The organism is Flavivirga eckloniae (assembly GCF_002886045.1).
GTDB classification, from domain to species: Bacteria; Bacteroidota; Bacteroidia; order Flavobacteriales; family Flavobacteriaceae; genus Flavivirga; species Flavivirga eckloniae.
In genome coordinates this window covers 2,295,252-2,307,953 of record NZ_CP025791.1, presented here as the reverse complement: position 1 = coordinate 2,307,953, position 12,702 = coordinate 2,295,252, and the positions used below count along the sequence as shown (strand labels likewise).

The 12,702-nt window shown below is 36.8% G+C and carries 8 protein-coding genes; all 8 read left to right on the top strand.

The features are described from left to right. Nucleotides 1-2 precede the first annotated feature (2 nt). The 8 genes from nrfD (at nucleotide 3) to C1H87_RS09420 (ending at nucleotide 12,693) form a co-directional block, all read left to right on the top strand. Nucleotides 3-1,757 (top strand): NrfD/PsrC family molybdoenzyme membrane anchor subunit, encoded by a 1,755-nt coding sequence (nrfD, locus tag C1H87_RS09455; protein ID WP_102755568.1) that lies wholly within the window; start codon nucleotides 3-5, stop codon nucleotides 1,755-1,757. Between the two features lie 9 nt (nucleotides 1,758-1,766). Next, nucleotides 1,767-2,300 carry a DUF3341 domain-containing protein gene (locus C1H87_RS09450; protein WP_102755567.1) on the top strand — a complete coding sequence of 178 codons (534 nt, stop codon included), beginning with the start codon at nucleotides 1,767-1,769 and terminating at the stop codon, nucleotides 2,298-2,300. Between the two features lie 9 nt (nucleotides 2,301-2,309). Then, nucleotides 2,310-2,861, top strand: coding sequence for a c-type cytochrome (locus tag C1H87_RS09445; protein WP_199769347.1), 552 nt, complete (start codon nucleotides 2,310-2,312; stop codon nucleotides 2,859-2,861). Between the two features lie 22 nt (nucleotides 2,862-2,883). Further along, nucleotides 2,884-4,251 carry a quinol:cytochrome C oxidoreductase gene (locus C1H87_RS09440; RefSeq protein WP_102755566.1) on the top strand — a complete coding sequence of 456 codons (1,368 nt, stop codon included), beginning with the start codon at nucleotides 2,884-2,886 and terminating at the stop codon, nucleotides 4,249-4,251. A gap of 30 nt (nucleotides 4,252-4,281) precedes the next feature. Next, nucleotides 4,282-5,352: a cytochrome c oxidase subunit II gene (locus C1H87_RS09435; protein ID WP_102755565.1), complete on the top strand. Its 1,071-nt coding sequence runs from the start codon at nucleotides 4,282-4,284 to the stop codon at nucleotides 5,350-5,352. Nucleotides 5,353-5,382: 30 nt separating this feature from the next. Continuing rightward, complete coding sequence (locus C1H87_RS09430) at nucleotides 5,383-7,173, top strand: cytochrome c oxidase subunit I (RefSeq protein WP_102755564.1); 1,791 nt, start codon at nucleotides 5,383-5,385, stop codon at nucleotides 7,171-7,173. Between the two features lie 351 nt (nucleotides 7,174-7,524). After that, nucleotides 7,525-11,709, top strand: coding sequence for a gliding motility-associated C-terminal domain-containing protein (locus C1H87_RS09425; RefSeq protein WP_102755563.1), 4,185 nt, complete (start codon nucleotides 7,525-7,527; stop codon nucleotides 11,707-11,709). Between the two features lie 27 nt (nucleotides 11,710-11,736). Further along, nucleotides 11,737-12,693 (top strand): PorP/SprF family type IX secretion system membrane protein, encoded by a 957-nt coding sequence (locus C1H87_RS09420; protein WP_102755562.1) that lies wholly within the window; start codon nucleotides 11,737-11,739, stop codon nucleotides 12,691-12,693. The last annotated feature ends 9 nt before the right edge of the window (nucleotides 12,694-12,702 follow it).

The following is a 12,702-nucleotide window of genomic DNA, read 5'->3' as shown; positions in this document are numbered from 1 at the left end:
TTATGGCGTCTCATTACGAAGCACCTATTAGAAGACCTTTAGTTACAGGAGAAAAATCATATCACGACGTTACTGTAGATGTGGCAAAACCTGTAGAAGGAAAAGCAAATAAACAGTGGTGGATAGTTTTTGGTATCTCACTAGCTGCTTTTCTTTGGGGAATTGGATGTATTATTTACACAATATCTACAGGTATTGGAACTTGGGGTTTAAACAAAACCGTAGGTTGGGCTTGGGATATTACTAACTTTGTTTGGTGGGTAGGTATTGGTCACGCAGGAACACTTATTTCTGCAGTACTATTATTATTCCGTCAAAAATGGAGAATGGCAATTAACCGTTCTGCAGAGGCAATGACTATTTTCTCGGTAGTACAAGCAGGTTTATTCCCAATTATTCACATGGGTCGTCCATGGTTAGGATACTGGGTATTACCAATACCAAATCAATTCGGATCGCTTTGGGTAAACTTTAACTCACCATTACTTTGGGACGTATTTGCGATCTCTACGTATTTATCGGTATCGTTAGTATTCTGGTGGACTGGTTTATTACCAGATTTCGCTATGCTTAGAGATAGAGCCATTAAACCTTTCCAAAAGAAAATATACTCACTATTAAGTTTTGGATGGTCTGGACGTGCTAAAGATTGGCAACGTTTTGAAGAAGTATCTTTGGTACTTGCAGGTTTAGCAACACCATTAGTACTTTCTGTACATACTATTGTATCGTTTGACTTCGCAACGTCTGTAATTCCAGGATGGCATACCACGATTTTCCCTCCTTACTTCGTTGCAGGAGCGGTATTCTCAGGATTTGCCATGGTAAACACGCTTCTTATTATCATGAGAAAAGTGTGTAACCTTGAAGATTATATAACAGTACAACACATCGAATTAATGAACATAGTCATTATGATTACGGGTTCTATAGTTGGTGTGGCATATATAACAGAGTTATTCATAGCTTGGTATTCTGGTGTAGAATACGAACAATATGCATTCTTAAACAGAGCAACAGGACCTTACTGGTGGGCATATTGGGCAATGATGACTTGTAATGTATTCTCTCCGCAATTCATGTGGTTTAAGAAACTAAGAACAAGTATTATGTTCTCTTTCTTTATCTCTATTGTAGTAAACATAGGAATGTGGTTTGAGCGTTTTGTAATTATCGTAACATCATTACATAGAGATTACTTACCATCTTCATGGACGATGTTCTCACCAACATTTGTAGATATAGGTATCTTTATAGGAACCATAGGATTCTTCTTTGTATTGTTCTTATTATACTCTAGAACATTCCCAGTAATAGCACAGGCAGAGGTTAAGACAATCTTAAAATCATCTGGAGAGCGTTATAAGAAAATTAGAGAAAGAGGAGAGAGTTTAGTAGGAACTGGCGTAGATGCAAGAACTTCAGGAGGACAAGCTCCTAAGCCAGCACCTGCAGCTGAAACACCTACTACTGAAGAAGATAATACAACAGAAGATAATACAGCTAAAGTAAGTGACTTACTTGGTAGTATAGGATCTTTTGATGTTGAAACGCAAACAGCTGATGACTTGAAGAAAATTAATGGTATCGGACCAAAAATGGAAGAGACCCTTAATAGTATTGGTATTTATACCTTCCTTCAGGTTAGTAAGATGACGAAAAAAGAATACGACTTGTTAGACGCTATTACAGGTTCTTTCCCAGGAAGAGCAGAACGTGATGATTGGTCTGGACAAGCTAAAAATTTAATAAACTAAATATAGTCAATGGAAGCTTCAAAAGTTATTCACGCTATTTATACGGATGATGATGTATTAATGTCGGCTGTTAAGAAAGTTAAGGCAGAAAAACATCATATCGAAGAGATATATACACCATTTCCGGTTCACGGACTAGACAAAGCTATGGGCTTGGCACCAACACGTATCGCTATTACAGCATTTATGTACGGTTTGGTTGGTTTAACAGTAGCTATCACGATGATGAATTTCATTATGATAGAAGATTGGCCTCAAAATATTGGAGGTAAACCAAGTTTTAGTTATCTAGAAAACATGCCAGCATTTGTACCAATTATGTTTGAGTTAACGGTATTTTTTGCGGCGCATTTAATGGTAATAACATTTTACTTACGTAGTAGAATGTGGCCATTTAAAGAGGCTGAAAATCCTGATCCTAGAACTACAGATGATCATTTCTTAATGGAAATAGCAGTTCATGGAAATGAAAAAGAACTAGAAAGTTTACTTGCAGAAACAGGAGCCGTTGAAGTTAATTTAGTCGATAAAGAAGCGCATTAATTTAGTAATATGAAAAGCTTAATTAAAATATTAGTAGTAGCAGTGGTTTTAGTAGCCGTATCATGTAAAAACGATACTGCACCAAACTATCAATTCATGCCTAATATGTATGAATCTGCAGGATATGAAACTTATGGTGAAGCTGCGTTTCCTAATGGTGTAGAAGCACAGGTGCCAGTAAAAGGAACTGTTGCTAGAGGACACATTCCATTCGATATAGAAAATTCAACAGCAGGTTACGAGTTAGCTAAAACAACATTGGTAAGCCCTTTGGATTCTACTCAAGTAGATTTAGAAAGAGGAAAAGCATTATACGACATTTACTGCGGCATTTGTCATGGTAATAAAGGTAAAGGACAAGGGAAACTTGTAAAGCGAGAAAAAATACTTGGTATCCCAAGTTACGACGATGCAGGTAGAGCAATTACTGCTGGTAGTATTTACCATACCATTTATTATGGTAAAAATGCAATGGGTTCTTATGCAAACCAATTGAAAGAAGAAGAACGTTGGCAGGTAGTATCCTACGTGTTGAAGTTAAAAGCAGATTTAGAAAAGTAAGATTGATAAGATTATTATAGATATGTATACATTTTCAAATAAATTAAAGACATTTTCAATCGTCCTAATGGTTTTAGGATTACTAGGTGTTGGATATGGTTTTATAACATCTCATAAATCTTTTGAAGAAGTTGAGCACTTACTTGAAGTTGAAGAGGCTCATCATGGTGGTCATGGAGATGTGGCAGGACATGCTACAGCAACAGCTGGTCATGCAACCGATTCACACGGCGAGAAAGCTCATGGAGATGCAGGTCATCAAGGGGAAGATGCACATAAAGAACATGTAGAACATGTCATGCATCAAATACATAACAGACCATGGTCTGCTTTATACGTAGCTGCCTTTTTCTTTATGATGATTGCTTTAGGAATATTGGCATTTTATGCCATACAAATTGCATCACAGGCAGGATGGTCTCCGGTATTATTTAGAGTCATGGAAGGTATGACGGCGTATTTACTACCTGGAGCTTTAATCGTATTAGCTATAGCTATATTTGCTGGCGATCATTTATTCGTATGGATGAACCCAGATATGGTAAATCCAGAAAGCGAGCACTTCGATAAATTAGTTGCAGGTAAATCTGGTTGGTTAAACAAAACAGGATTTATTATTCGTGGTTTAATTTTTATAGCAGGATGGAGTTTATACCGTCACTTTTCACGTAAATTTTCAATTGCACAAGATACAGCCGAAGATAAAAGCAACTTTAAAAAGTCATTCCGTATAGCAGCAGGATTTTTAGTATTCTTTATATATACAGAATCTATGATGTCTTGGGACTGGATTATGAGTGTAGATCCACACTGGTTCTCTACCTTATTTGGATGGTATGTGTTTGCAAGTATGTTTGTAAGTGGAATAACAGTATTATCTTTAATCACATTATACTTAAAGTCTAAAGGACAGTTGGAATTTGTAAACGAAAACCATTTACATGATGTTGCTAAGTACATGTTTGCATTTAGTATCTTCTGGACGTATTTATGGTTCTCTCAATTCATGCTTATCTGGTACTCTAACATACCAGAAGAGGTAACTTATTTCGTAACTCGTTTTAGCGATTACAAATTACCATTCTTAGGTATGGTAGTTATGAACTTTGTATTCCCAATACTTATGTTAATGAATGCCGATTACAAACGTATTCCTTGGTTTGTTGTTATGGCAGGGTTGGTAATATTAGCAGGTCATTATATTGATATTTTCAATATGATTATGCCAGCTACAGTTGGAGACAGATGGTTTATAGGAATTCCAGAAATAAGCTCAATATTACTATTTGCTGGATTATTCATATTTATAGTATTTACCGCTTTAACAAAAGCACCATTGCTAGTAAAAGGATATCCTTTTAGAAAAGAAAGTGAAGAATTTCATTATTAATTAAGATATAAATAAAGACGAACGATAACAATGACTGCTTTATTAACAATTATAGTTTTAGTATTTATTTCAGTAGCCATTTGGCAAATGGTAAAGATTTTCGATTTGGCACAAGCTACCAAAGGCGAGAATAGTCAAGTTGCTACCGATAAGGATAACACAATGAATGCATATTTAATGATGGGTTTTTTAGCCTTCATTTATATCATAACCATAGTGTGCTTTATAAAATGGGGTGATTTACCATTAATGTCAAATTCAGCTTCGGCACACGGTCCTACTATCGATAGTTTGATGGTTATCTCTATGATAATTATCTTCATAGTACAAACCATTACACAATTCTTATTACACTACTTTGCTTATAAGTACAAGGGTGAAAAAGGAAAGAAAGCATTATTCTTTGCAGACAATAATAAGCTAGAAGCTATTTGGACAATCATTCCAGTAATCGTTTTAGCAGGTTTGATTATTTACGGATTAAACACTTGGATTAACATAATGGGTGTTGATGAAAGTGACGATCCGCTAGTAGTTGAGTTATATGCGCAGCAGTTTAACTGGAAAGCCAGATACGCTGGAGCAGATAATACTTTAGGAAAAGCTAATGTACGTTTAATAGATATAGATCGTGCTAACATCTTAGGTTTAGATGAATCTGATCCTAATGCACAAGACGATGTAATAACTACAGAGCTACACTTACCAGTTGGAAAACCGGTATTATTCAAGATGCGTTCGCAAGATGTATTGCACTCAGCTTATATGCCTCATTTTAGAGCGCAAATGAACTGTGTACCGGGTATGATTACCCAATTTGGTTTCACGCCAACAGTTACAACTGCAGATATGAGGGAAACACCTCAAATGAAAGAGAAGGTTAATAGAATTAATGATATTAGAGTAGAAAATAGTAAACCACTATTAGCAAAAGGAGAAGAAGCTTTAGAGCCTTACACATTTGATTACTTGTTAATATGTAACAAAATTTGTGGAAAGTCTCATTACAACATGCAAATGAAAATAGTTGTAGAAACTCAAGAAGAATATGATGCTTGGATTAAAGAGCAGAAAGCATTCAAAAACTCTCTAATTAACTAACAAATTTAAAAGATAAAACGATATAAGATTATGTCAGCACACGCAGATACTCACGCACACGACGACCACGGACATCATCATAAAGAAACGTTTGTAACTAAATATATATTTAGTCAAGACCATAAAATGATTGCCAAGCAGTACCTTGTTACCGGTACAATAATGGGAGTTATAGGTGTTTTAATGTCTATGATGTTTCGTATGCAAATCGCATGGCCAGAAGAACCTAATGTATTGTTTGAAGCATTACTAGGTAAATGGGCGCCAGACGGTGTTATGGATGCAGATATATATTTAGCATTAGTAACCATTCATGGTACCATTATGGTATTCTTTGTACTAACAGCTGGTTTAAGTGGTACGTTTAGTAACTTATTAATACCGTTACAAATTGGAGCGCGTGATATGGCTTCAGGCTTTTTAAATATGGTATCGTACTGGTTATTCTTTTTATCGAGTGTAATCATGGTAATATCCCTATTTGTTGAAGCTGGACCAGCGGCAGCAGGTTGGACAATCTATCCACCGTTAAGTGCTTTACCAATGGCTCAAGGAGGTTCAGGTATGGGTATGACGTTATGGTTAGTTTCTATGGCCATATTCATCGCATCATCATTACTAGGATCGCTTAACTATATTGTTACGGTAATTAACTTACGTACAAAAGGAATGTCTATGACAAGACTTCCATTAACAATCTGGGCATTTTTTGTTACAGCTATAATTGGTGTGGTTTCATTCCCAGTATTATTATCAGCAGCCTTATTATTAATAATGGATAGAAGTTTTGGAACATCATTCTTCTTATCAGATATATTCATTCAAGGCGAAGTATTGCATTATCAAGGAGGTTCTCCGGTTCTATTCGAACACTTATTCTGGTTCTTAGGACACCCGGAAGTATATATTGTAATACTACCAGCAATGGGACTCGTTTCAGAGATTATGGCATCCAACTCGCGTAAACCAATTTTCGGTTACCGTGCGATGATTGCATCTATTCTAGCGATTGCATTTTTATCAACAATCGTTTGGGGTCACCACATGTTCGTATCAGGAATGAACCCATTCTTAGGATCTGTATTTACATTTACAACATTATTAATTGCAATACCATCAGCAGTAAAAGCATTTAACTGGATAACAACACTCTGGAAGGGTAACTTACAGATGAATCCAGCCATGCTATTCTCAATTGGTTTTGTATCAACATTTATAACAGGAGGTTTAACAGGAATTATTTTAGGAGATAGTGCCTTAGATATTAATGTACACGATACTTACTTTGTAGTGGCTCACTTCCACTTGGTAATGGGTATATCTGCATTATATGGTATGTTTGCAGGAATCTACCACTGGTATCCTAAAATGTACGGACGTATGCTAAATAAGAATTTAGGTTACATCCATTTCTGGATTACTGCAGTATGTGCTTATGGTGTATTCTTCCCAATGCACTTTATTGGTATGGCAGGACTACCACGTCGTTATTATACCAATAGTAACTTCCCATTATTTGATGATTTAGCTAACGTAAATGTTATCATTACCATATTTGCCTTAATAGGAGGTGTTGTACAAATCGTTTATTTATACAACTTCTTTGCTAGTATTTTCTTTGGAAAGAAAGCAACGAAAAACCCATGGAAATCTACAACATTAGAGTGGACAGCTCCAGTAGAGCATATGCATGGAAATTGGCCAGGTGAAATTCCACACGTGTATCGTTGGGCTTACGATTATAGTAAACCAGGACATGATGCCGATTTTGTGCCTCAAAATATCCCTTTAAAAGAAGGAGAAGAAGAATTACAGCACTAGTAGCTAGTACTACTTTCAACATATTAAATAAAGCCTTTCTAAAAATAGAAAGGCTTTATTTTTATAATTAATTGACATTCAGGATTATATTCACATCGGATTTTTAGCACAAAAAAGCGCTATAAACAGACATTTAAGTCTTAAAATACAATTTTTCAACACTCGTAAAGTCGCTAAAAGGTTGATTTCTTCGACGAAATACCAAAAAAATACAAAAAAGTCGACGAAATACAAAAAAATCCGTTAAATTGCGCATCGAATAAATTTGTATTTGATTTCAATTTAAGACAAATAGTGAAGATGATACAATTTTATTCAGAGCTATCAAGATATGAATAAAAATGATCAATTATGAAACTAGCACTAGTATTTAGAAATGTATTAAAGAATGCTTTCTATGTTTTGATGTTATGTTGTACATCATTATCAGTTTTTGCGCAATGCCCCGATATACCAGTTTCACCCCAAACTGTTTGTGATGCATCTGGACTTACTGTTAATGATTTAAATGTTTATGCAACAAATATAGTTAATGGTATTGCTTGGTATGATGTTCCAACTGGGGGAACCCCTTTAAGTGCAAACCAATTGGTTTTAGATGGGGCAACTTATTATGCCGATGATGATTCTGGTTCTTGTGGCACTAGACAATCTTTAACCGTAAATTTTGATGTAGCTCCTACAGGGCGAATTTTGCACCGTATTTATTGCGACAATGCAAATGCTACTTTACAAGACTATATAAATGAAATTTTAGTTCCAAGTATTCCAGCAGGAGGTTCTGTCGAGGTTTATTATCCAGCAGTATCACCCAACCCGCCAGTTCCAATTACCCCTACAGATCCCGTTGCTCCGGGATCAACAAGTTTACTTGTAACATTTGTAGATAATTTAGGTTGTAAAAGTCAATTTGAAAATGGTTTAACATATTTAGTTCCCGCCCCACAAGATCCAACACCTGCAAGTCCACAAGAATTTTGTGCAAATACAAATCCAACTGTTGGCGATTTAGACAGAGGAACACTAGCGACTAACTTTGTGTGGTACCAAAGTATTGATATTTTTGGAAACCCTATTCCACCAGCATTATCGCTAACGACACCGTTGGTAGATGGAAATACATATTATATTATAATAGACGATGTACTTTGTGATAGTAACCCAATACCCGTAACAGTAAACATTGATATTCCTTTAGATGCAGGAACACCTGGAAGCAGACAGTTTTGTGAAGACGATATTCCTACAACAGCACCCTTTAATTTGTTTGATGAATTAGGAGGAATGCCAGACGTTGGAGGTACTTGGGCATCACCCCCATCTATAACAACAACAAACGGTCATTTAGGAACTGTGGATATCTCTGCGTCAATTGCAGGAACATATGTGTTTACTTATAGTCTTAACAATGCCCCAAGCGCTTGTCCGCCCAGTACTTCAACCGTAACAATTACTATTTCACCAAGATTGTCTCCGGGAACACCATCCCCTACGGCTACGGTATTATGCGTCTCTGATTTATCTGTAAACTTTGACTTAACAACATTACTGAATAATGATGAAGATCCAGGAGGACAATGGACACGTGGTACTTTAAGTACCGATCCTATGGTTACGTCACCAATAGATTTAACCGCTTTCATACCAGGAGTATATAATTTTACCTATACACAAAATCGTTTAACCCCCTGTCCGGAAGATTCTACAACTGTTCAACTTGAAGTAGTTGCCAACCCTAATGCGGGAACAGCTTTAAATGACTCCTTTTGTGAAAACGCTTTAGTAGCAAACTATAACTTATTTGATGCTTTAGATGGCTCGCAGGATAATAATGGTGGTACGTGGACAGATGCCACGAATAATCCAGTTACAACCCCAATAGATATTACAGGTTTTACTGTAGCCGGAAGTCCTTATACATTTAATTATACTATAGATAACGGAACGTGTTCAGACACCGAAGCAATAACAATAACAATTCAACAAGCCCCGGAATCAGGAACACCAGTGGCAACTTTTTCAGAATTCTGTGAAGGAACAGCACCAGCAAATTATGATTTATTTGATTTGTTAGACGGAGAAGATCAAGCAGGAACATGGTATTTGGGACCAGACAACTTAGGAGCCGTAGCTCCAAACCCAACAGATTTGTCTAGCTTAACCCCTGGAACATACGATTTTACCTATGAAGTAACTCCGCTAGTGGCTTGTAGTGATGTATTAGTAACCGTTTCTGTTACAATAAATCCATTACCCAATACAGGTACACCTACACCGGCAACATATTGTGAAAATGATTTAGCCACCGCTTCATCATTAGACCTATTTGATCAACTTACAGGAGAAAGCTTAGGAGGGACATGGACAGATGACGATACTTCAAATGCATTATCAGGAAGCAATGTCGATTTAACTGCCCTAATAATAGGGTCATTTAATTATACTTATAGTATAACAGATGCAAATGGATGTATGAATAGTTCAACAGTAACAATTACAGTTGAAGATGCTCCAGAATCAGGAACACCAATAGCTACTTTACCTGAGTTTTGTGTGGTAGACATTACAACAAACCAAGCAGTAGACTTATTTGATTTACTAACAGGAGAAGACCCATCAGGAACATGGAACGACGATGACGCTAGTTTGGCCTTATCTGGGAGCTCAGTTACAATTGATGGTCTTATGCCCGGAACATATAACTTTACATACGATGTAACTGCAATTGGAACTTGCGACGATCCTAATGTAACAGTATCAATTACAATAAATGATACATTGGTACCAACAGCAGCAGCAACTCAAGAATTCTGTGATACAGCAACAGTTGCAGATTTAACAGCGACAGGAGCAACAATACAATGGTACAATGATGCAACAGGAGGAACACCATTAGCAGGAACAACAGCCTTAATAAACGGAGAAAATTATTTTGCCACACAAACAAATGCAACTACAGGATGTGAATCTTCTACAAGAACAGAAGTAACAGTTACTATACATCAATCACCAAGTGCAGGAGCTTTGGCAGATCCGGCAATTTCAGAATGTAACAATACTACAATAAACCTTTTTGATGGTTTAGATGGTTCGCAAGATAGTGGCGGAACATGGTATGAAGGCCCAAATAATTCAGGAACAATAGTAGCAACCCCAACAGCATACGATGTAACAGGATTAAGCGCCAATAATTACCAATTTACATATTATGTAACTGCTTCCGCACCATGTATAGACGACAGTATAACCATAACGGTAACTATCGATGAACCTTTAAGTGCGGGAACGAATAATACCTTGGATGCTTGTAGTACCGATGGAACTACAGACTTATTTACACTTCTGGGAGCAGCAGACCCAGGAGGAACATGGTCGCCAGCATTAACAAGCGGAACAGGCGTTTTCGATCCATCAGTTGACCCAAGTGCTACCTACAGATACACACACACTAATGCTTGCGGAACTTCAAGTAGCGAAGTTGTAGTTACAGTAACGCAAGCACCAAATGCAGGAACAGATAACGCAGCCTTAATTTGCGTTATCGATGGTCCTACAGATTTATTTACCTTTTTAGGTGGAGCAGATGCTGTAGGGACGTGGACACCGGCATTGGCTAGTGGCACAGGCGTTTTTGATCCTTTAGTAGATGCCCAAGGCGTTTATACCTATACAGTAACAGCAAACGCGCCTTGTGCAACAGATGCTACTGCAGATATAACAGTAACAGTTAGCGATATTACCCCACCGGTTGTAAACAATGCAACCATGGAGTTTTGTTTGGTAAACAATCCAACAGTAGCAGATCTAGATGCGGCTTTAACCGTAACAGGAACTATTACTTGGTATGATGATGCTACCTTAACAACGCAACTAGATCTTACAGATGCATTAGTAGATGGCGAAGATTATCATGCCACCCAAAGAAATGCTTCAGGCTGTGAGTCATCAATAAGCGTACAGGTAGATGTTGTTATTCACGATACGCCAACCCCTACAATAAATGACCTTAGTGTAGAATACTGTATCAACGATGGTCCGATAATTAATGATCTCTCATTAAATATTACAGAATATGACTCATCAGCAAATAATATCGTTTGGTACGATGCGGCAACAGGTGGTTCTGCGATTTCAAGTAGTACACTTTTAAATCACGAAGCAACCTACTATGCAGCATTAATAGATGCAACTACTGGTTGCGAAAGCAGCGTAAGGTTACCATTAACTACAGATTTAACATCATGTGGTAAATTGATACTTCCAGACGGATTTTCACCAAATGGAGACGGTACAAACGATACATACGATTTCGACAATTTACATATTCTGTATCCAGACTTTGTAATAGAGATATTTAACCGATACGGAAACATTGTTTATAAAGGAAATGCTAATACACCAAGATTTGATGGTACATCCAATCAGTCCGGAACCATAGGAAATGGCGATTTACCAGTAGGTGTATATTACTATGTTTTCATTTTTAATGATGGAGAAAACAAACCAGAACAAGGACGCTTATACTTAAGCAGATAATTCATATAAAGCAAAATTTAAGAAACGATGAAAAATTTAAGTATATATCATAAAATAGCTGCTTTGTTAAGTTTGACGCTCTTGTCATTACAAAGTTTTGCACAACAAGACCCCCAATTTACACAGTACATGAATAACATGAGTGTAATTAATCCGGCATATGCAACAGCCCAAGAAGCGATTCTAAATTTAGGAGGCCTCTATCGAACACAATGGGTTGGCGTAGAAGGAGCACCTAAAACAGGAACGTTTTTCGCCCACACTCCTATTAATGAAAAGATAGAAATAGGTCTGTCGTTTACTAACGATAACATTGGCGATGTTGTAAATGAAAATAATATCTATGCAGATTTTGCCTATGTACTACGCGTAGGATTTCAGGCGAAACTATCACTTGGTATTAAAGCAGGTGTTACGCTGTTTGATGTTAATTTTGATGATTTCAACTTACAATCAGGAAACACATCAACAGATGTAGCATTTAACGAAAACATCAATAAAACATTCCCTAACGTAGGTATTGGAGCATTTTATTTTACCAGTAACTTTTACGTAGGACTATCTGCCCCAAATCTATTAACGACAAAACATATAGAAACAGAAAACGGCGTAAAATCTACGGGTGTACAAGACATTCATTATTTTTTAACAGGAGGGTATGTTTTCGATATTAATAGAGAGCTAAAGTTTAAGCCAGCGTTTATGGCGAAATCGGTTAGAGGCGCACCTTTATCGGTAGACCTAACAGCAAACGTGTTATTTAATAACAGATTAGAACTGGGGTTGGGCTATAGGCTAGATGATGCCATAAGTGGGTTAGCAAGTTTTAGAGTATCACCAGATTTAAAAATTGGATATGCATACGATTTTACAACCTCGAATCTGGGCGATTACAATTCAGGATCTCACGAAATATTTGTTTTGTTTGATATTGATTTATTCGGACTTAAAGGCGGGTACGATCGTTCACCAAGATTCTTCTAACCTAAAAAT